The sequence below is a fragment of the Faunimonas sp. B44 genome (genome assembly GCF_052655945.1).
This window is the reverse complement of the sequence record NZ_JBQYEX010000002.1, coordinates 67,285-87,484: the sequence shown is the minus strand read 5'-3', so window position 1 is coordinate 87,484 and position 20,200 is coordinate 67,285. Positions and strand designations below refer to the sequence as shown.

The 20,200-nt window shown below is 69.9% G+C and carries 21 protein-coding genes; 4 read left to right on the top strand and 17 right to left on the bottom strand.

Translation table 11 applies throughout. The features are described from left to right. Window position 1 precedes the first annotated feature (1 nt). Window positions 2-340, bottom strand: coding sequence for a preprotein translocase subunit YajC (yajC, locus tag ACUN0C_RS03600; protein ID WP_445464960.1), 339 nt, complete (start codon window positions 338-340; stop codon window positions 2-4). A gap of 170 nt (window positions 341-510) precedes the next feature. On the opposite strand from yajC, the gene ACUN0C_RS03595 reads away from it, so the two are divergent. Beyond that, a complete protein-coding gene (locus ACUN0C_RS03595; protein WP_445464959.1) occupies window positions 511-1,380 on the top strand; it encodes an ATP-binding protein in 870 nt (289 codons plus the stop codon). Between the two features lie 10 nt (window positions 1,381-1,390). Here the strand turns inward: ACUN0C_RS03595 and ACUN0C_RS03590 are convergent, their stop codons facing one another. From ACUN0C_RS03590 to ACUN0C_RS03535, 12 genes are all read right to left on the bottom strand, one after another. Beyond that, on the bottom strand, window positions 1,391-2,722 hold the full coding sequence (locus tag ACUN0C_RS03590; protein WP_445464958.1) for a peptidoglycan DD-metalloendopeptidase family protein: 1,332 nt from the start codon (window positions 2,720-2,722) through the stop codon (window positions 1,391-1,393). A gap of 59 nt (window positions 2,723-2,781) precedes the next feature. After that, window positions 2,782-3,456, bottom strand: a complete 675-nt coding sequence (locus tag ACUN0C_RS03585; RefSeq protein ID WP_445464957.1) for a protein-L-isoaspartate(D-aspartate) O-methyltransferase — start codon at window positions 3,454-3,456, stop codon at window positions 2,782-2,784. Between the two features lie 37 nt (window positions 3,457-3,493). Continuing rightward, window positions 3,494-4,252, bottom strand: a complete 759-nt coding sequence (gene surE / locus ACUN0C_RS03580; RefSeq protein ID WP_445464956.1) for a 5'/3'-nucleotidase SurE — start codon at window positions 4,250-4,252, stop codon at window positions 3,494-3,496. 91 nt (window positions 4,253-4,343) lie between these two features. Next, the gene (gene serS, locus ACUN0C_RS03575) at window positions 4,344-5,615 is read right to left on the bottom strand and encodes a serine--tRNA ligase (RefSeq protein ID WP_445464955.1); all 1,272 of its coding nucleotides are present in this window, start codon (window positions 5,613-5,615) and stop codon (window positions 4,344-4,346) included. A 22-nt stretch (window positions 5,616-5,637) separates the two neighbouring features. After that, window positions 5,638-6,429 (bottom strand): twin-arginine translocase subunit TatC, encoded by a 792-nt coding sequence (tatC, locus tag ACUN0C_RS03570; protein WP_445464954.1) that lies wholly within the window; start codon window positions 6,427-6,429, stop codon window positions 5,638-5,640. After that, window positions 6,426-6,932: a Sec-independent protein translocase protein TatB gene (gene tatB, locus ACUN0C_RS03565; protein ID WP_445464953.1), complete on the bottom strand. Its 507-nt coding sequence runs from the start codon at window positions 6,930-6,932 to the stop codon at window positions 6,426-6,428. The genes tatC and tatB overlap by 4 nt, the downstream gene beginning before the upstream one ends. 30 nt (window positions 6,933-6,962) lie before the next feature. Beyond that, the gene (locus tag ACUN0C_RS03560) at window positions 6,963-7,196 is read right to left on the bottom strand and encodes a twin-arginine translocase TatA/TatE family subunit (RefSeq protein ID WP_445464952.1); all 234 of its coding nucleotides are present in this window, start codon (window positions 7,194-7,196) and stop codon (window positions 6,963-6,965) included. 77 nt (window positions 7,197-7,273) lie between these two features. After that, window positions 7,274-8,383 (bottom strand): ABC transporter ATP-binding protein, encoded by a 1,110-nt coding sequence (locus ACUN0C_RS03555; protein WP_445464951.1) that lies wholly within the window; start codon window positions 8,381-8,383, stop codon window positions 7,274-7,276. Between the two features lie 28 nt (window positions 8,384-8,411). Next, complete coding sequence (gene scpB, locus ACUN0C_RS03550; RefSeq protein WP_445464950.1) at window positions 8,412-9,104, bottom strand: SMC-Scp complex subunit ScpB; 693 nt, start codon at window positions 9,102-9,104, stop codon at window positions 8,412-8,414. Next, window positions 9,097-9,915, bottom strand: a complete 819-nt coding sequence (locus ACUN0C_RS03545) for a segregation and condensation protein A (RefSeq protein WP_445464949.1) — start codon at window positions 9,913-9,915, stop codon at window positions 9,097-9,099. The genes scpB and ACUN0C_RS03545 overlap by 8 nt, the downstream gene beginning before the upstream one ends. Next, window positions 9,912-10,937: a beta-N-acetylhexosaminidase gene (gene nagZ / locus ACUN0C_RS03540; RefSeq protein WP_445464948.1), complete on the bottom strand. Its 1,026-nt coding sequence runs from the start codon at window positions 10,935-10,937 to the stop codon at window positions 9,912-9,914. The genes ACUN0C_RS03545 and nagZ overlap by 4 nt, the downstream gene beginning before the upstream one ends. A gap of 23 nt (window positions 10,938-10,960) precedes the next feature. Beyond that, entirely contained in the window at window positions 10,961-12,490 is a 1,530-nt protein-coding gene (locus ACUN0C_RS03535; RefSeq protein ID WP_445464947.1) for an SPOR domain-containing protein, read from the bottom strand. A gap of 432 nt (window positions 12,491-12,922) precedes the next feature. Between ACUN0C_RS03535 and ACUN0C_RS03530 the strand changes: the two genes are divergently transcribed. Continuing rightward, window positions 12,923-13,216 carry a hypothetical protein gene (locus ACUN0C_RS03530; RefSeq protein ID WP_445464946.1) on the top strand — a complete coding sequence of 98 codons (294 nt, stop codon included), beginning with the start codon at window positions 12,923-12,925 and terminating at the stop codon, window positions 13,214-13,216. Window positions 13,217-13,233: 17 nt separating this feature from the next. On the opposite strand, the gene argS is transcribed toward ACUN0C_RS03530, so the two are convergent. Further along, window positions 13,234-14,997 (bottom strand): arginine--tRNA ligase, encoded by a 1,764-nt coding sequence (gene argS, locus ACUN0C_RS03525; protein WP_445464945.1) that lies wholly within the window; start codon window positions 14,995-14,997, stop codon window positions 13,234-13,236. A gap of 70 nt (window positions 14,998-15,067) precedes the next feature. Further along, window positions 15,068-16,291, bottom strand: a complete 1,224-nt coding sequence (locus tag ACUN0C_RS03520; RefSeq protein ID WP_445465426.1) for a deoxyguanosinetriphosphate triphosphohydrolase — start codon at window positions 16,289-16,291, stop codon at window positions 15,068-15,070. A gap of 78 nt (window positions 16,292-16,369) precedes the next feature. Here ACUN0C_RS03520 and ACUN0C_RS03515 point away from each other — a divergent pair, with 78 nt between their 5' ends. Together ACUN0C_RS03515 and xth are read left to right on the top strand one after the other, a co-directional pair. Continuing rightward, window positions 16,370-16,705 carry a HesB/IscA family protein gene (locus ACUN0C_RS03515; RefSeq protein ID WP_445464944.1) on the top strand — a complete coding sequence of 112 codons (336 nt, stop codon included), beginning with the start codon at window positions 16,370-16,372 and terminating at the stop codon, window positions 16,703-16,705. A gap of 8 nt (window positions 16,706-16,713) precedes the next feature. Next, window positions 16,714-17,496: an exodeoxyribonuclease III gene (gene xth, locus ACUN0C_RS03510; RefSeq protein WP_445465425.1), complete on the top strand. Its 783-nt coding sequence runs from the start codon at window positions 16,714-16,716 to the stop codon at window positions 17,494-17,496. Between the two features lie 3 nt (window positions 17,497-17,499). Here the strand turns inward: xth and ACUN0C_RS03505 are convergent, their stop codons facing one another. Both ACUN0C_RS03505 and ilvD read right to left on the bottom strand, forming a co-directional pair. Further along, the gene (locus ACUN0C_RS03505) at window positions 17,500-18,279 is read right to left on the bottom strand and encodes a tetratricopeptide repeat protein (RefSeq protein ID WP_445464943.1); all 780 of its coding nucleotides are present in this window, start codon (window positions 18,277-18,279) and stop codon (window positions 17,500-17,502) included. Then, on the bottom strand, window positions 18,266-19,990 hold the full coding sequence (gene ilvD / locus ACUN0C_RS03500; RefSeq protein ID WP_445464942.1) for a dihydroxy-acid dehydratase: 1,725 nt from the start codon (window positions 19,988-19,990) through the stop codon (window positions 18,266-18,268). The genes ACUN0C_RS03505 and ilvD overlap by 14 nt, the downstream gene beginning before the upstream one ends. Window positions 19,991-20,200: the final 210 nt, after the last annotated feature.

Here is a 20,200-nt window from a genome sequence, read left to right as displayed (position 1 = left end):
GTCAGGAATCGCCGGCCGCGACCGGCTCCGCCTTCGCCCGAACCTCGTAGACGAGGCTCCGCAGCGCCCTCACCCTCACGCCTTCGGCCACCTGGACCTCCAGCTCGTTGTCGTCGAGGACCTTCGTCACCTTGCCGACCAGGCCGCCGCCGGTCACGACGGTGTCGCCGCGGCGGATGCCCTTCAGCATCTCCTCGCGCCGGCGCAGCTGCTGGCGCTGCGGCCGGAGGATGAGGAAATACATGATGACGAAGATCAGGATGAACGGCAGCAGCGATATGATGAGATCGCTTCCGCCGGATCCACCAGCTCCCTGAGCGAAGGCCGGGTCAACCCACATGTTCCGAGGCAATCCTTCTTGGGCACGCGGCCGAGGGCGGCCGAATTTGCGCGGACTATAGCGACCGGCGATGCCAATGCAACGTCCCGTCGGCATCCATCCGATTGCCCGCCTTTGACGCCTCTCCAGCCCATGCTATCGGGCGCCACCCGTCGACAGGAGGACACCGAGTGCATTCGAGCCAGACACGCGCCGCCACCTTGCTCGCGCGGATCGCCGACGCGCTCGACCGGCTGGCCCCACCGCGGCCGGCGGAGCCGGATCTTTCGGCCGAGGCGTTCGTCTGGCATCCGGACCCGCCGCGCCTGGAAGCCGTTCCGCACGTGAACCGCGTGGCCCTTCCCCTCCTGCACGGGATCGACCGCTCGCGCGATGCGCTCCTGGAGAACACCCGCCGCTTCGCAGCCGGGCTCCCGGCCAACAACGCCCTGCTCTGGGGCGCCCGGGGCATGGGCAAGAGCTCGCTGGTGAAGGCCGCGCATGCGGCCATTGCCGACGCGCTGCCGGCGGATGCGCCGCGGCTGAAGCTCGTGGAGATCCACCGCGAGGACATCGAGTCCCTGCCCGCGCTGATGGGTTTGCTCCGGCCGCGGCCGGAGCGATTCATCCTCTTCTGCGACGACCTGTCGTTCGATTCGGGCGACACGTCCTACAAGTCGCTGAAGGCTGCGCTCGAAGGGGGCATCGAGGGCAGGCCCGAGAACGTCATCTTCTACGCGACGTCGAACCGGCGCCACCTCCTGCCGCGCGACATGATCGAGAACGAGCGCTCGACCGCGATCAACCCGTCCGAGGCCGTCCAGGAGAAGGTCTCACTCTCCGATCGCTTCGGCCTCTGGCTCGGCTTCCACAATTGCAGCCAGGACCAGTACCTGGCGATGGTGCGAGGCTACATCGAGCATTTCGGCATCCCGAGCGAACAGGCCGAATGGCAGCCGCAGGCGCTCGAATGGGCGACCACGCGCGGCAGCCGATCCGGCCGCGTCGCATGGCAGTTCGTCCAGGAACTGGCCGGGCAGAAGGGCGTCAGGCTCGCCTGACGCCGCTTGTTCAAAGATCCGAGAGCTGCGAGACCGGATCGATCGGCGTCGCGCCCTTCCGAAGCTCGAAATGGAGCTGTGGGGTGGTGACGCCGCCGGTCATGCCGGAGAGGGCCACGATTTCGCCGCGGCGCACCGCGTCGCCCTTGCGCACCTTCAGCTCCTTGTTGTGCGCATAGGCTGAAACGTAGCCGTTGGAATGGCGGATCAGGACGAGGTTGCCGTAGCTCTTCAGCTCGTTCCCGGCATAGATGACCTCGCCGTCCTCGGCCGCCTTCACGCTCGTCCCTTCCGGCACCGCGAGGTTGATGCCCTCGTTGCGCTCGCCGTTGGGGCGCTTGCCGAAGCCGGCGATGATCCGGCCGCGAACCGGCCAGCGGAAACTCGGCGCGCCGGCCGAGCTGTTCGGCTGCGCCGCCGGCGCGACCGCCGCGGGCGGCGGCGCCTGCGGGGTCAGGGCTGCCTGCTGGCTCGGCGCCGGGTTAGCGGGCGTCAGCGGCTGCGGGCCGGTTGCGACCGGGGCCTGGATCGGGTTTCCGGCGAGTCCCGGCTGCGGCGCATCCACCGTGGCGGTCGGATTGACGCTCGCCACCTGGACGCCGGCGCCGGCCGGGGACGCACCCGGGATCGTCAGGACCTGGCCCGCCTTGAGCGGCGCGCCCGAAAGGCCGTTCGCCGCGCTCAGCTGATCGGTGGTCACGCCGTGCTGCCGGGCGATCGACCAGAGCGAATCGCCGGATTGCACCCGGTAGGTGTTGCCGCCGGCCGTCGCCGCCGGCGCCGCAGCCGGCTGGATGCTGCGCGCCTGCTCGCCGAGCGTGGTGGGCGGGGCGCCGCGCGGCGTCGGCGTGCCGGGCGCAGGCAGCGCCGCGATCTGTGTCGGCGCCGTCTGCACGGGCGGCGGCGGTGCAGCGTGCGCGGTCGGGCCGACCGTTCCGACAGGCGTCGGCAGGCCGGCGGCCGCGTAGGGCTTGGGCGGCGTGTAGGGCTGCGGTCCGGCGGCCACGGGCGGCGGAGCGCCATAGCCCGGCTGCGGCGCGTTCCCCGCGGCGGGGGCGCCTGCGGGCGGCGGGAGGTTGGCGCTGTAGACGCCGTCAGCCCCGGTGGTCGGGTATGCCGGTCCCGAACTCGGCGCCTGGTACGCGGGAGGCGTGTAGGCCTCCGCCTGGCTGGCGAGAATCTGCTGCTGATTCGGCGTCGAGCCGGTGAAGACCGGCTCGGTGAGCCTGATCGTGTTGGCGCTGCACGCGGCACCGAGCCCGGCGAGCAGCGCGACGGCGCTCAGCCGGCCGAGCAGCAGCGGCCGTGTGCTTCGGGTTGTTGCGGCAATCGGTTGGGACATCGGCGAGACTCACGCACCTGCTGATGTCCCCAATCAAGATCATTAAGGTTTAGGAGGGGTTAAAGGCCGGGCGCAATGCCCGCTTCGATCGGTGGGAATCGTGCGGCGCCGAGATCGCGCGTGTCGACCCGGTCGCCCCGCCGCTGGAAGAGCGTGAGCCGCTGGGGCCCGCCCTGCGGCCCGACCGGAGCGACCAGGATGCCGGTTTCGCTCAGCTGCGCGATCAGCCTGGAAGGCGCACCGGCGGCTGCCGCGTTGACGACGATGCGGTCGAAGGGCGCCTGTCTCGGCCAGCCGGGCGCGCCGTCGGCGACGATGCCGGTGATGTTGGAGATGCGCAGCGCCGCCCAACGCGCTTCGGCAGCGCGGGCGAGCGTGCGGTAGCGTTCGATCGTCGTCACCCGGCGCGCCAGGCGCGACAGGATCGCGGCCTGGTACCCGGACCCGGTGCCGATCTCCAGCACGCTGTGGCGGTCGCCGAGCTCGAGCGCCGCCACGATCGTCCCGATCACCGACGGCGCGCTGATGGACTGCCCGCACGCGATCGGCAGCGCGCAATCGTCATAGGCGCGGGCGCGGAAGCCGTCCGGCACGAAGAGCCCGCGCGGGATCGTCTCGATCGCCTTCAGCAACCGCCGGTCGGAGACGCCGAGCCCGCGCAGCGACAGGATGAGGCTCGCCATCCTGACGCGCTCCTCGTCGTCCAGCGCCCCGGTCCCGATCGGCTCGTTCATGCGCGGCACAATGGGCGAGCGGAGGCCGGCGCGCAATTCAGGAGAAGACGCCGGAGAGCTTTTCCCGCGCGCGGTCGTCGGTCAGGTCGAGCGAGAGCGGCGTCACGGAAATCTTCAGCTTGGCGAGCGCGTGGAGGTCGGTGCCCTCCTCCGGCTCCATCTTGGAGCGCTGGAACGCGATCCAGTAGTAGGGGTGGCCGCGGCCGTCCGCCCGCTTCTCGATCTTCAGCCAATCCGGCACCCGGCGGCCCTGGCGCGTCACGACCACGCCCGTCACCGCCTCCGGCGCGCAATTGGGGAAGTTGATGTTGTAGAGCGTGTCGGACCCGAAGCCGCCGTCGAGGAGCTTGCCGATGATCTCCGGCGCATGCGTCTCCGCCGTCCGCCAGTGCGGGTCGTCGATCGTGTCGTAGCTGTAGGCCTGCGACAGCGCGATCGACGGGATGCCGAGCAGCGAGCCCTCCATCGCGCCGGCGACCGTGCCGGAATAGGTGACGTCGTCGGCGAGGTTCTGGCCGCGATTGACGCCCGAGATCACCAGGTCCGGCTTCGCCCCGATCACCACCTTGAAGCCCATGATGACGCAGTCCGTCGGCGTGCCACGGACCGCGAAGCGGCGCTCGCCGGCGCGCCGGAGCCGCAGCGGGTCGCTGATCGTCAGCGCGTGGGCGACGCCGGACTGGTCCATCTCCGGCGCCACGATCCACACGTCATCGGAGAGCGCACGCGCGATGCGCTCCGCCACCTCGAGCCCGGGCGCATGGATGCCGTCGTCGTTGGTCACCAGGATCTTCACGACAGCCCTCCGCCCCCGGCGCGACGACCCGCCGCCGCGCGCCTTCCGGACGCCGCAGGCAGGCGCCGCCCGTCTCTCTCCGCCACGCGCCTCACCCGATCCGCTCCACGCCGCCCATATAGGGCCGGAGCGCCTCCGGCACCGTGATCGAGCCGTCCGCGTTCTGGTAGGTCTCCATGACCGCGATCAGCGCGCGCCCGACGGCGACGCCCGACCCGTTCAGCGTGTGGACGAAGCGCGGCTGCTTCTCGTCCTGCGGGCGGTAGCGCGCCTGCATGCGCCGCGCCTGGAAGTCGCCGCAGACCGAGCAGGACGAGATCTCGCGATAGGCCTTCTGCCCGGGCAGCCAGACCTCCAGGTCGTAGGTCTTCCGCGAGGCGAAGCCCATGTCGCCGGTCGAAAGCAGCATCACCCGGTAGGCGAGGTCGAGCCGCTTCAGCACCTCCTCCGCGCAGGTCGTCATGCGCTCGTGCTCGGCCAGGCTGTCCTCCGGCCGCGTGATGGAGACGAGCTCCACCTTGTCGAACTGGTGCTGGCGCAGCATGCCGCGCGTGTCGCGCCCCGCCGAACCGGCCTCCGAGCGGAAGCACGGCGTCAGCGCCGTCAGGCGGATGGGCAGGTGGAACGCGTCGAGGATCTGCTCGCGCACCAGGTTGGTGAGCGGCACCTCGGCGGTCGGGATGAGCCAGCGGCCATCCGTCGTACGGAACTGGTCCTCGGCGAACTTCGGCAGCTGGGCGGTGCCGTAGAGGGCATCGTCGCGCACCAGGACCGGCGGCTGCACCTCGGTGTAGCCGTGCTCCTCGGTGTGCAGGTCGAGCATGAACTGGCCGAGCGCGCGTTCCATGCGCGCGAGCTGGCCCTTCAGCACGACGAAGCGCGATCCCGAGAGCCGCGCCGCCGCCTCGAAATCCATCAGGCCGAGCGCCTCGCCGAGCTCGAAATGCTCGCGCGCGCCGTCGGGCGCGCGGCGTTCGCCCCAGGAACGGACTTCGACGTTCGCCGTCTCGTCCGGCCCCTCGGGCACGTCGGGAAGCGGCACGTTCGGAACGTTGGCGAGCGCGTCGGCGAGCGCCGCCTCGGCCGCCCGCTCCTCCTCCTCGCCCGTCCGGATCACGTCCTTGAGGCTCGCGACCTCGGCCATGAGCTGCGCGGCGCGCGCATCGTCCTTCTGCGCCTTGGCCTGCCCGATCTCCTTCGAGGCGGCGTTGCGGCGGCCCTGGGCGTCCTGCAGTCTCTGGATGATTGCGCGGCGCGCCTCGTCGAGCGCGATCAGGCCGGCCGCGGCCGGCGCCGCGCCGCGCTTTCCGAGCGCGCGATCAAGGTCGTCCGGATTCTCGCGAATCCATTTGATGTCCAGCATGGGAGGTGCGCCCCCGGGGATTTCAGGTGGCGGCGTCCGCTTCCTTGCGGGCGCTCGCGCGCCTGGCCTCGATCATGCGGACCGCCTGGATGGAGAGTTCGTAGAGAAGGATGGCAGGCACGGCAAGGCTGATCTGGCTGATCGGGTCGGGCGGCGTCAGGATGGCCGCGACGATGAACGCGATGACGATCGCGTACTTCCGCTTCGCCTTCAGCGACTCCACGGTGACGATGCCGGCGCGGGCAAGCAGCGTCAGGACCACCGGCAGCTGGAAGACGAGCCCGAAGGCGAAGATCAGCGTCATGATGAGGCTGAGATACTCGTTCACCTTGGGCAGCAGCTCGATCGCGGCGCGCCCCTCGCCTGGCAGCTGCTCCATCGACAGGAAGAAACCGAGCGCCAGCGGCATCACGCCGAAATAGACGAGGGCCGCGCCCACGGCGAAGAGGATCGGCGTCGCGATCAGGAACGGCATGAACGCCTGCCGCTCGTGCTTGTAGAGGCCCGGCGCGACGAACTTGTAGATCTGGTTGGCGATGACCGGGAACGCGATGAAGAGCGCCCCGAACAAGGCGAGCTTCAGCTGCGTGAAGAAATATTCCTGCGGCGCGGTGTAGATCAGCTTGATCTCGCGCGTCGATCCGGCCGCCCGCTCGAAGGGGATGATCAGCAGGTTGAAGATGTCCTCGGCGAAGAAGAAGCAGACCAGGAACGCGACGAAGACGGCGATCATCGCGCGGATGAGCCGCTGGCGCAGCTCGATCAGATGGTCGAGGAGCGGGGCCTTCGAGGATTCGATCTCGTCGACGCTCATGCCGCGTCGCTTCCTCTGGCCCGTTCCGATGCTTCCGCGGGAGCCGGTGCAGCCGGAGCCGGTGCGGCCGGCTCTGCGGCAGGCGCCGGCGGCGAAACGGCAGCAGGCGACGTCTCGGCGCCCACGGCTTCGGCGGTGTCCGCGGCGATCGCGCCCGTCTTCACCGGCGGTTCCTCACGCAGCATGGTCTGGGCGGAATCGTTCACGTCGCGCAGCTTCTCCTGGCCGAGCGCGGCCGCGCTCGTCAGTTCCTTCTTCACGTCGGCGAGCGGATTGCTCCGCGTGATCGACTCGATGCTCTTGCGGGCATCCGCGAGATCGGCCTCGCGCTCGGCCTCGCGCAGGGCGTCGTCGAACTGGCGACGGAAGTCGTTCGCCGTCCGGCGCACCTGGCCCATAGATTTGCCGAAAGCGCGGAGCATGCGCGGCAGGTCCTTGGGACCCACCACGACGACCGCGATCGCGGCGATCACGAGCAGTTCGCTCCACCCGATGTCGAGCATCGATCCGGCTCGCGGCCAGCCGCGAGACTATCAGCTGGCGTTGCTCTTCTTCTGGACCGGCTCGGTGACGACCGTCTCGCCGCGGCCGTGCTCGATCGTGCGCGGCTGAGCGGTCTCCTCGGCCTCGTCGTCGGCCAGGCCCTTCTTGAAGCTCTTGATGCCCTTGGCCATGTCGCTCATCAGGTCGGGGATCTTGCCACGGCCGAAGAGCAGGAGGATCACCACGAGGACGATGATCCAGTGCCAGATACTAAAGCTGCCCATCTCGGTCTCCAACTCGCTTGCGCCCGTTCTAGTCCTCCCCACCGGTGGGCGCAACAAAACCGGGAGACGCGCGCGGCTCAGTCCTCGGGGAAGACCATGACGTGCTGCGCCTCGACGCTCACGGCGACGTCCGCGCCGATCGGCAGGTCGTCGCCGAAGCGCCCTCGTGCCGTCAGATAGCTATCCAGGCCCTCGACCGCTACCTCCAACTGACTGACCTCGCCCAGAAAGCGGCGCGCGACCACCCGGCCGGGCACGCCGCCGGCGTCCGATCCGCGTTCCGCCGGACGCACCTGGATGCCGTGCGGCCGGATCGCCACCACCGCGGCCTCCCCGTGCCGAACCGCTCGCGCATCGAACCGGCCGAGCGGCGTGGTCACCGTGCCGTCCTGCACGCGGCCGGCGAACTCGTTGAGCGAACTGAAGAAGCGGGCCGCGAAGAGGCTTTCCGGGCGCCCGTAGAGGTCCTCCGCGGCTCCGGTCTGGATGATCCGGCCGGCCCGCATGAGCACGATCCGGTCGCTCATCCGCATCGCCTCCTCGGGGTCGTGGGTGACGATGACGGCCGTGGCGCCGGTCTCCTTCAGGACTGCCAGCGTGTCGTCGCGCACGCTGTCGCGAAGGCGCGAATCAAGGCCGGAGAACGGCTCGTCCATGAGCAGGATCCCCGGCCGCGGCACAACCGCGCGGGCGAGTGCGGTGCGCTGCTGCTCGCCGCCCGAGGCCTCGTGCGGGTAGGCGCCGGCGAGCTCGGCCAGGCCGACGCGGCGCAGCGCGGCCAGCGCTTCCTCCCGCCGTCCGCGCCGGTCGAGTGCCGTCAGGCCGAACATGACGTTCTCGAGCAGGCTGAGATGAGGAAACAGCGCATAGTCCTGGAACATCAGCCCGACATGGCGCTGCTCGGGCGGCACGAAGGCGCTTTCGGAGGCGACTTCCCGCCCGTCGATCAGGACCCTGCCCCCGCTCGGAACCTCGACGCCCGCGGCGAGCCTCAAGAGCGTCGTCTTGCCGCAGCCCGAATGGCCGAGGAGCGCGACCACCTGGCCGGGCTCCACCTGGAGGTCGACGCGGTCGACGGCCCGGTGGCTGCCATAGGCGCGCGACACCCCTTCCATGGTCAGCCGCGAGGCGATCGTCGCGGTCGCCCTGCGCCGGCGGCCGGACAAGGGGGCAGGTGCCGTGTTCATGGGGTGATCAGATACAGGCGAAACCGGCTCAACGCGACCGCAACGTCTCCCCGGACGCATCGTCCGTCGGATCGAGCGGGTCCTCGTCCTCCGCAAGCTCGGCGCTGTCGTCCGGAGTGGGCGCGGCGAGGCCGGGCGGCAGCATGCCCTCGAGCATGCCGGCCGCCTTCAGCTCCTCGAGGCCAGGCAGGTCCGTGATCGACTCCAGTCCGAAATGGTCGAGGAAGCCGATGGTGGTTCCGAAGGTCACCGGCCGCCCCGGCGAACGCCGCCGGCCGCGAAGCCGCACCCATCCGGTCTCCAGCAGGACGTCCAGCGTCCCGGAGGAGACGCTGACACCGCGGATCTCCTCGATTTCGGCGCGCGTCACCGGCTGGTGGTAGGCGATGATCGCCAGCGTCTCCAGCGCGGCCCGCGACAGCTTCCGTTCCTCCACGACATGGTGCTGGAGGAGCGGCGCGATGTCCTCGGCGGTGCGGAAGGCCCAGCAATCGCCGATGCGGCGGAGGTTCACGCCGCGCCCGGCATAACCCGTCTGCAGCTCCGTCAGGAGCGCGCGGATGTCCGCGCCTTCGGGCATGTGCCGCGCGATCTCGCGCTCCGGCATCGGCTCGCCGGAGGCGAAGAGCAGCGCCTCGAGCGTGCGCAGCTGCAATCGCCGGCCTTCCGGGGCGATGCTCGTGACGTTGTCGGCCCGGGAACCGGGTGGCCGTTCAGGCATCGCCGCCCCCCGTCCGGCCGGCGCGATCGGCCCTGGCCCGCACGAAGACGGGCGCGAACGGTGCGGCCTGCATCATCTCGAACCGCCCCTCCTTGGTCAGTTCGAGGCTGGCCGAGAGCGCGCTGGCGCGGGCCGTGGCGCGGAGCTCCGGACGCAGGGCGTAGTCGATGAGCAGGCGGTCCAGAGCGTGCCAGTGGCCGGTCGCGCCCACCAGGCGCAGCAGCTTCTCCCGCGCCTCCGGAAGCGAGAAGACGTAGCGCTGGCGCACCCGGACGTGCAGCGCGAGCTGCCGCTGGCGCTGCGCCGCATAGGCTTGGAGGAGCTCGTACTGCGTCGCCTGCCAGCGGCGTGCCACGACCTTCTCCTGCGACTGCGGCGCGCCGCGCCCGAACACTTCGCGCCCGAGCCGGTAGCGCCCCATCAGTCGCGCCGCTGCCTTGCGCATGGCCTCCAGCCGGCGGAGCCGGAATGCCAGGGCGGCGGCCAGTTCCTCGCCGCTCGGCTCCGCGTCCTCGCCGGGCTCTTCGGGCAGGAGGAGACGCGACTTCAGGTAGGCGAGCCATGCCGCCATCACGAGGTAGTCGGCGGCGAGCTCCAGCTCCAGCCGCCTGCTCTCCTCGAAGAAGGCGAGGTACTGGTCGGCCAGCGCGAGCACCGAGATCCGCGTGAGATCGACCTTCTGGTCGCGGGCAAGCGCGAGCAGGAGATCGAGCGGGCCCTCGTAGCCGCCGACGTCGACGATGAGCGCCGGGCGATCGGAATCTCCGGAAGCGGGCGCAGCCGGCACGAACGGCTCGCCGCGCGCGCTCATGCGGCTTCCGCCCGCCCGAGCAGTTCGGCGAAGCGCGCTTCCGCAGCCGGCCGGTCGAGCTCCCGCGCGGGAGAAAGCATCGCGAGGGCCGCGTCCGTCCTGCGAAGGCGGTCCCCGGAAAGCTCCGGGACGCTGTCTGCGACGGCCTTCATCTCCTCCATGTCGCCATTGCAATGGAGGACGAGATCGCAGCCTGCGGCGATCGCGCGGCGGCTCCTCGTGCCGATGTCGCCGCTCAACGCACCCATCGAGATATCGTCGGTCATGAGAGCCCCGTCGAAGCCGATTCGCCCGCGGATTATCTCACCGATCACCTTCGGTGACAGCGTCGCCGGCCGATCCGGGTCGAGCGCGGCGTAGACGACATGGGCCGTCATCGCGAGCGGGATCTTCTTCGCCCAGATCCGGAACGGCGCGAAATCCTGGGCCTCGAGCTCCTCGCGCGAGGCGGTCACCTTCGGCAGCGCCTTGTGGCTGTCGGCGTCGGCCCGGCCGTGCCCGGGCATGTGCTTCATGACCGGCAGCACGCCGGCGCTCAGCAGGCCGTCGGCCGCCGCGCCACCGAGCGTCGTCACCGTATCCGTCGAGAGGCCGTAGGCGCGGTCGCCGATGATGTTGTCCGACCCCTCGACCGGGATGTCGAGGACCGGCAGGCAGTCGACGTTGATTCCGAGGGCGGCGAGATCGAGGCCGATGAGCTTGGCGCCGAGCCGCGCGGCCTCCACGCCGAGCACCGGATTGGAATCGTAGACCCGTCCGAACCTGCCGGCCGGCGGATAGGCGGCGAGGTGCGGCGGGCCGATCCGCTGTACGCGCCCGCCTTCCTGGTCGACGAGGATCGGCGCGTCGTCGCGCCCGAGCGCCTTGCGCACGTCCGCGCAAAGCCGCCTCACCTGGTTGGGGCCGCGGATGTTGCGCCCGAACAGGATGACGCCCCAGGGTGCCGCGTCCGCGAGGAACGCGGCTTCGGCCTCCGTCAGCCGTGGGCCGGCCAGCCCGCAGATGAACGCCCGTGCAGCCACGCTCGCTCCCGGGACGGCTTCGCTCAGCGTGTCACGAAGCAGCTGCCGCCTGCGGCCTTCAGCTGCTCGCAAACCCCGATCGCCTGGTCGCGGGTCGCCATCGGCCCGACGCGGACGCGGTAATAGGTGCCCTTGTCCGCGACCTCGGCGCGCTGGATGTCGGCGGAATAGCTTCCGAGCACCGACGAATAGCGGGACTTCAGCGCGTTGAAGGTCGACTGCGCCTGCTCCGCGCTCCTCTGCGAGCTGAGCTGAACCACGTATCCCCCGCTCGCCGGCGTCGACGTCGGCTGCGCGGTCGCGCGCGGCGCGGCATTGGCCTCGAGGAGGTTTACGGGCGCGTTCGAATTCCGCCGCGCCGCCGGAGCAGCCGTTTCCGCGGGCCGCGTCGCGGCAGGCGTCGCGGCCGGCGCGACGGCGGCGGTCTGCACCGCTCCGGCCGGCCGCGGCCGCGGCATGCCGCCGACGGTTTCCGCCGGAAGGGCCGCAGCGTTCGAGGCATCCGTCGGCCGCAGCTCGTCGGCCACGGCGGCGGGCGTCTCGCCGCCGGTCGCCGCCGGCATTGTCATCGCCGACGGCAGGTCCGACGGCGGCTGCGCCGGCCCCGCCTGTCCCGCCGCCGCGCCCTCGTCCGCAAGGTTGACATCCACCGTCCGCACCGGTGTCGGCTGCAGCAGTTCGGAATTGTCGAGCGCCGCGACCTGGGTCGTGCCGGCCGGATCGGGGAAGGGTTCGGATGCGGCTGCGGCGGGGGCCGTCTGCATGATGCTGCCGTCCGGCCTCACCACGAAGGTGCGGACCTTGCGCGGTCCGATCGGATCGAACAGCGATTCGCCGTCGCCTGCCGCCGCCTGTTCGCCGAGGCGAAGCTCCGCCTTGCCCGGGCCGGAACCGTTTACGACCCGCTCTACACCCGATTCCGCAGACGGCGACGCCTCGCGGGCAATTTCTCGTGGCTCCTCCGCGCGGTTGACGATCGCCTCCTCGCCGGCCGCCGGCTGACCGGAGACCCGATCGTAGACGGCCTGTCCCGGAACGGAGGCCTGCTGCTCCTTGACCTCCGGGGCCAGCTTGGTGGGCCCTGCTTCGGCCTTGATGATCGGCGGAGGGCCGGAGCTCGCGGTGCCGCCGTCGCCGGTAGCCAGCCAGGCGGCTACTCCGCCGCCGACCACCACCGTGCCCAGGATGCCCGCAACAAGCAGCGCGCTCCGTCTGCGCGATCTCGGCCGGCGCCGCTCCTCCGCGTAACCACCCTCGTCGAAGTCTTCCTCGAAGCTCCTGTCGTCGACGGCGAAAGCGAGCGGAGCGGAATGTGGCTCGCCCGAAGCGGGCATCTCGTCGAAGTCAGGGTCGTGCCTGTCCGCGAGCGGAGCCTGCGGCTCCCGAACGTCGTCGTGATCGGCCGAAGCCCAACCGCCGGCTCCGACGTCCTGTCCGGACCAGCCGTCCAACTCGGATTGGCCACCGGTGGCGGCAACCGGCCAGGTGTCCTGGAGCGCCTTCTCGACTTCACCTGCGATCGCGTGGCTATCCTCGTGAACGGATCCGCGCAAGCCAGCCGCGCTCGCGGCCGATACGTCCGGTGACGCGCTCACCCCCGCGCGGCCCGGGCGGGATGCCGGAGCAGCGAAGTCGGGCGCGGCCGGGGGCTGCCGCAGCGCCGGTTCCCGCCGGACCTCCGGCTGGATGCGAGGCGACGGCTCAGCCTGCACCCTCGGTGCCTGTGGAGCGACCGGCTGCGCCGGCTGGGGCCGCTGAACGCCCGAAGCGGGTTGCCTCGCCGGCGACTGCTCCCCGGCAGTCGCGTGGCGAACGGCCGGCTGCCCATTCTGCGGTGGGCGCGACAACGGCTCGGCCTGGCGCGGCGCCGGGTTTGCCGCCGAGGGCTGGACAGTCGGCGAATGCCTGGGCGCGGCCGTAGCGGCATGCGGACGCGCCGGAACGACCTGCAGGTCGGGGGCCGGACGGCGCGCCGGCTGGCGGATTTGCGGCCGCTGCTGCTGCAGGGTCGATTCCAGTTCCTGCAGCAGTTCGGCCTCGAGATCGGCCGAGAACGCATCCGCCTCGAAGCTCGGTTCGGCACGGGTCTGCGGGGCCGGAATCGGCTGAGGCTTCGCGGCTCTGAAGAAAGCGCCGTCCTCGCTCACGATCCGCGCGAGTTCGACGAGGGGATCCTCTTCGAAGTCAGGCGCCACGGGCCGCCCGCTCGGTCGCTTGTCCTTCGGAAACGTATCAGCCATGCCAACCGGCCCCTCGATTCGGCCCGTCCGCCGGAATGACCGGGGGCCGCGCCATGCTAGTGCATCTCGTCCGGCGCCTCGACTCCGAGTATCTCAAGTCCTGCTCGAAGAACGGCGCCTATTGCGGTGACAAGGGCAAGACGCGCTCGACTTACCTCTAGGTCCTCAGGCTTAATGAAGCGTAATTGCGGCAACTCCTTGCCTCTGTTCCAATGCGCGTGGAACGTGCTTGCCAGATCGTGAAGATAGTAGGCGACCCTGTGCGGCTCCCGCGCGCGGGCGGCGGCATCGAGGAGCCGTGGCCAGTCGGCCATCTGCCTGATGATCGCGCGCTCGCCCTCGTCGGAGAGGAGGCCCAGGTCGGCCCCGGCGAGTGCGGCCGGGGAAAGATCGACGGCCGGGATTTCCTCCCCCGCCTGCCGGCGCACGGATGCCGTTCGCGCATGCGCGTATTGCACGTAGAAGACGGGATTGTCCTTTGATTTCTCGGTGACGACCTGAAAGTCGAAGTCCAGCGGCGCATCCGCCTTGCGGAACAGCATCATGAAGCGCACGGCGCTGCGGCCGACCTCGTCGACCACCTCGCGGAGCGTCACGAGGTCGCCCGAACGCTTCGACATGCGAACCGGCTCGCCGCCGCGGAAGAGCTTCACGAGCTGGCAGAGCTGGACCTCGAGCGCCGCATGTCCGCCGCTGATCGCCGTCACCGCGGCCCGCATGCGCTTGACGTATCCGCCGTGGTCGGCGCCCCAGACGTCGATCATGTCGGTGAAGCCGCGCCGGATCTTGTCGTAATGATAGGCGATGTCCGACGCGAAATAGGTGTAGCTGCCGTCCGATTTCATGAGCGGGCGATCGACGTCGTCCCCGAACTCGGTCGCGCGGAAGAGCGTCTGTTCGCGGTCCTCCCAGTCGTCCGGCAGTTGGCCCTTGGGCGGCGGCAGCGTGCCCTGGTAGATCAGACCCTTCTCGCGCAGCGCCTCGATCGCCTGCGCGACCTTGTCCACGCCGCCCTCGGTGAGCGAGCGCTCCGAGAAGAAGACGTCGTGGCTCACGCCCGCGACCGCGAGATCATCCCGGATCATCGCCATCATCGCGGCGATCGCGCGCTCGCGGACGAGCGGGAGCCATTCGCTTTCCGGCCTGGAAAGCAGGCTTGACCCGAACTCGGCGGCGAGCGCCTCGCCGGCCGGCTTCAGGTAGTCGCCCGGATAGAGGCCGCGGGGGATGTCGCCGATCTCCTCGCCCAGAGCTTCCCGGTAGCGCAGGAAGGCCGAGCGGGCGAGCGTGTCCACCTGTGCGCCGGCATCGTTGATGTAGTATTCCCGGACGACGCGCTGGCCGGTTGCCTCGATCATGTTGGCGATGACGTCGCCCACGACGGCGCCGCGGCAATGGCCGACATGCATCGGCCCGGTCGGGTTGGCAGAGACGTACTCGACGTTCACCGCCGCCGCCGCGCCCGGCGCAATCCTGCCATAGGCGGCACCGCTCAAGAGAATGGCGCGAAGCGCGTTGCTCCAGTAGGCATCCGCCAGCCGGAGGTTGATGAAGCCCGGGCCGGCGACTTCGACCGTCGACACATCGGGGTCCGCCGTCAGCCTGGCCGCGATCCGCGTCGCAAGATCCCGCGGCTTCACGCCAAGTGCCTTGGAGAGCGCCAGGGCGGCGTTGGTGGCAACGTCGCCATGGGCGGCGTCACGCGGGGGTTCGGCGATCACGCGCGCGAGGAGCACATCCGGAATCGACCAGTTCTCTTGCGCAGCCAGCGTCTGCACCGTTTTCCTGATGCGCTGTTCGAAGTCCTGGAAGAGGTTCATTGGCCGGTCCCGCAGCGGCTCGAAGCGCCGTTGCCTCTGAAATGCGTCATATCGGAGATTCCGCGCCCGCCTAGCCCAGATCGGGGGTAGCGTCAAACAAGCGGCGGTGCTCCATGAGGGCGAAGCGGTCGGTCATGCCGGCGATGTAGTCGGCGACGTGTCGGGGGGTGTCCCGTCCCGTGCCCGGCTCCGGCCGCCAGTCGGCCGGAAGTTCGAGCGGGTCCGCCGCCAGCGCGGCGAAGAGGTCCGCGACAACCTGCTCGGCCTGCACGACCGGCCGCATCACGTCCGGATGGCGATAGAGACGCGCGAACAGGAAGGACTTCAGCTCGCCGACCTGTGCCGCTGTCGCATCCGAAAAGCTCACGAGGGCGTGCGGCGCGCGCCGGACTTCGTCGGCGCAAGCGGGCGCGCGCTCGCCGATCCGCACGGCCGACGTCAGGATGGCGTCCTCGATCATCTGCGTGATCAACCGGCGGGCGAGTTCGCGAATTCGCCGCTGGCTGTCGAGCAACGGGTGGTCCCTTCCGATCTCTCGCAGGATTCCGCCGGTCAGGGGGATGTCGGCCAGCTCGGCGAGCGTGATCAGGCCGGCACGGAGTCCATCCTCGACATCGTGCGAGGCATACGCGATATCGTCTGAAAGCGCAGCGACTTGCGCCTCAAGGCTCGGAAAGAGGTGGAGCTCGAATCCGGCAATCGCCGGAAAGGTGGCCAGCGCGTGCGGCAACGCCTTGCCGGCATACGGTCCGGCAGGCGAACCACCTGCGTCGACGATCGGCCCGTTGTGTTTCACAAGCCCCTCGAGCGTTTCCCAGCTCAGGTTCAGGCCCGGAAAGTCGGGGTAGCGATCCTCCAGCAAGGTCACGACACGGAAGCTCTGGGCGTTGTGATCGAAGCCGCCGTTCGGCGCCAGCGCGCGGTCGAGCGCGCGCTCCCCGGCATGCCCGAACGGGGTGTGGCCGAGATCGTGCGCGAGCGAAACGGCCTCCGCGAGATCTTCGTCCAGGCCGAGCGGCCGCGCGATCGACCGCGCGACCTGGGCGACTTCCAGCGTATGGCTGAGGCGCGTGCGGAAATGATCGACCTCGTGGACGACGAAGACCTGGGTCTTGTGCTTGAGCCGGCGGAAGGCGTCGGAGTGCAGGATGCGGTCGCGGTCGCGCTGGAACGGCGAGCGGAGCGGCGAGTCCGGCTCATTGTGGAACCGCCCGCGGCTGCAGACCGGGTCCTCGGCATAGGGCGCCTGCCAGCGTCGGCCGCCGAGCGCGACGTTCTCCGGCCAGTCCCGCACCGCCTCGTCCTTCCGATTGACTCGAAGCCGCCCCGTTCTTAGCTCTACGGCACAGCTCGGCAACAGCGGAGTCTTCGCATGCAGGATGCACCCGTGATCCTGACTGAGCGCGCTGCGCACCGCGTCGCGCGCATTCTCGGGGGCGAGCCGGCCGGCACGTCGCTGCGCGTCAGTGTCGAGGGCGGCGGCTGCTCGGGCTTCCAGTACCGTTACGACCTCGTGCGCGAGGAACCGGCCGAGGCGGATTTCGTCATCGCGCGCGACGGCGCGACGGTCCTCATCGATCCCGTTTCGCTCGAATATCTCGGCGGCTCGGAGATCGATTTCGTCGACGACCTGATCGGGCAGTCCTTCCAGATCCGAAATCCGAACGCGACCGCATCGTGCGGCTGCGGGACGAGCTTCTCGCTCTGACCCGGCCGATGCGGATCGCCACCTGGAACATCAACGGCATCAAGGCGCGGTTCGATTCCCTCAGCCACTGGCTCAGGGAGGCGAGCCCCGACGTCGTCTGCCTGCAGGAAGTGAAGTCGCAGGAAGAGAGCTTCCCGCGCGCGCCCATCGAAGCGCTCGGCTACAATCTGGAGGTGGTCGGCCAGAAAGGCTTCAACGGCGTCGCCATCCTCTCGAAGCACAGGCTGGAGGACGCCCGACGCGGCCTCCCCGGTGATGACGGCGACGTCCAGGCCCGCTTCCTCGAAGCCGTTGTCTCGGCTCCGGCGGGCATTGTGCGGATCGCCTGTGCCTACATGCCGAACGGCAACCCGATCGGCACCGAGAAGTTCGCCTACAAGCTCGCCTGGCACGAGCGGCTGGAGCACTGGGCGCGCGACCGGCTTTCGCTGGAAGAGCCGCTGGTGCTCGCGGGCGACTTCAACGTCATCCCGACGCCGTTGGACGCCAAGCGGCCGCAGGCCTGGGCGAACGACGCCCTCTATCAGCCGGAGGCGCGGCAGGCATTCAGGCGCTTGGCCGCGCTGGGCATGACGGACGCCATCCGGGCCGTCGACGACGGCCCGGGACGGTATACCTTCTGGGACTATCAGGCCGGCTGCTGGCAGAAGGACGACGGCATCCGGATCGACCATCTGATGCTGTCGCCGGAAGCGGCGGACCGGTTGCGCAGCGCCGGCATAGACCGGCACACGCGTGCGTGGGAAAAGCCGTCGGACCACGTCCCGGTCTGGATCGAGCTCGCGGACTGAGCTCTACTTGGCGGCCGTGCGTCGGGACAGCCAGTCCTCGGCCAGCGTCAGCGCGGTCCGGCGATCGGTCTCGCCCGCAGCGGAGAATGCCGCCTCGTGCTTGGCCTGGATGCCGGCGTCGCCCTTGGCGGTGAGCTGGGCGATCGAGAGCCACATCAGGCCGCGCACCGGGTTGCGCTCGATGCCGATGCCTTCATAGAGGAGCCGCCCGAGTTCGGCCTGCGCGCCGGCATGGCCCTTGCGCGCCGCGAGCTTGTACCAGCGTGCCGCCTGACGCTCGCTCTTCTCGCCGCCCTCCCCGTGCAGGTACATGCCGGCCAACCGGTACTGCGCCTCGGGCTCCCCGAAATAGGATGCGGCGTAGGCGTAGTAGCGGCGGGCCCGGACGAGGTCCGCCTGCAGGCCACCGGGGATCCCCGCCTGGAAGTAGCGGCCGAGCGAGACGAAGGAATCGGCGACGTAGGGCGCCTCCGATCCGCGCGGATTGCCGTCGGCATAGTCATTCGCGATCTGCGAGAAGATCTCGAGCGCCTTGCGGTCATCCTCGGTCACGCCGTCGCCGGTCGCATACATGCGGCCGAGCTTCCACAGCGAGGCGGCGTGGCCCTTCGAGGCGGCGTAATTCAACGCCTCGATCGCCTCGGCCGTGTCGCCCTTCTTGTAGGCGGCGTAGCCCGAGCGGAACGCCTCGCCGGGCGTGAGCTCCGCCGGTCCGGCAAAGGCCGCGCCCGCAAAGACCATCTCGCCTATGACGGCGAGCGCGGTGATCCTATTGATCTGCATAGGTCACCGTTTCGCCGTAGCCGCCGGGATGCGTCACCGCCCCGTCGCGCGCCGAGCCGACGATTTGCGCGTACTTCCAGATCGCGCCGGAGCGGATCGCGGTCTCGCGCGGCTGCCACACGGCGCGCCGCTCCGCGAGCTCCGCGTCCGACAGCGCGACCTCGATCGTGCCGGCCACCGCGTCGATGGTAATGACGTCGCCGTCCCTGAGCAGCCCGATCGCACCCCCGACGGCGGCCTCGGGGGCGACGTGGCCGACGCAGAAGCCGCGGGTCGCGCCGGAGAACCGGCCGTCCGTGATGAGCGCGACCTTGTCGCCCATCCCCTGGCCGTAGAGCGCTGCTGTCGTCGAGAGCATCTCGCGCATGCCGGGGCCGCCCTTCGGACCTTCGTAGCGGATGACCAGGACCTCGCCTTCCTGGTACCGGCGGTTGGCGACCGCGTCGAAGCACGCCTCCTCGCTGTCGAAGCAGCGGGCCGGGCCCGAAAAGCGCAGGGTCGACATCCCGGCCACCTTCACGATGGCGCCCTCCGAAGCGAGATTGCCCCTCAGACCGACGACGCCGCCGGTCGGGGTAATCGGATCGTTGGCCGGACGGACGACGTCCTGGTCCGGGTTCCACCGAACCTGCGCGAGGTTTTCGGCGATTGTGCGGCCCGTCACGGTCATGCAGTCGCCGTGCAGGAAGCCGTTGTCGAGCAGCGTCTTCATGAGCAGCGGAATGCCGCCGGCTTCGAACATGTCCTTCGCCACGTAGCGCCCGCCGGGCTTCAGGTCGGCGATGTAAGGGGTGCGCTTGAAGATCTCCGCGACGTCGAAGAGGTCGAACTTGATGCCGCATTCATGCGCGATCGCCGGCAGATGCAGCCCGGCGTTGGTCGAGCCGCCCGAGGCGGCCACGACGGTCGCCGCATTCTCCAGCGCCTCGCGGGTGACGATGTCACGCGGGCGGATGTTGCGGGCGATCAGCTCCATGATCTTCTCGCCGGCGGCCATGCAGAACCGGTCGCGAATCTCGTACGGCGCCGGCGCGCCGGCCGAATAGGGAAGCGCAAGGCCGATCGCCTCGGACACCGTGGCCATCGTGTTGGCGGTGAACTGCGCGCCGCATGCGCCCGCCGACGGGCAGGCCACCTGCTCGAGTTCGTCGAGGTCCTCGCCGGACATCCGCCCGACCGAGTACATGCCGACGGCCTCGAACAGATCCTGCACCGTCACCTCGCGGCCGCGGAAGGAACCGGGGAGGATCGAGCCGCCATAGATGAAGATCGACGGCACGTTGAGGCGCACCATCGCCATCATCATGCCGGGCAGCGACTTGTCGCAGCCGGCAAGCCCGACGAGCGCGTCGTAGCAGTGGCCGCGCATCGTCAGCTCGACGGAATCGGCGATCACCTCGCGCGAGACGAGCGAGGCCTTCATGCCCTGGTGGCCCATGGCGATGCCGTCGGTGACAGTGATGGTGGTGAACTCGCGCGGCGTGCCGCTGCCGGCCGCCACGCCCTTCTTCACCGCCTGGGCCTGGCGGGCGAGCGAAATGTTGCAGGGCGCCGCCTCGTTCCAGCAGGTCGCCACGCCCACGAAGGGCTGGTGGATCTGCTCCCGGGTGAGGCCCATCGCGTAGTAGTACGACCGGTGCGGGGCCCGGCTCGGGCCCTCGGTAACGTGCCGGCTCGGCAGGCGAGACTTGTCGAAAACCTTGGCGTCCATACTCACACGACCCCTCGCGCATGCCGCTGCCAGCGCGGCGCTCCTCCACGGAGATCCCGCGCTCCGCAAAGTCCCTTTGCATGCGGAAACGAGACCTGACCTGCGCCCCGTTTATGGCTGAAACGCGGCGCTGTTAACCGGCGCGGAGAGTAGCGGATGAGGCTTTAAGGAGCTGTTGCGGAAGGGTCACAGCGCGGAGCGCGCCGCCGC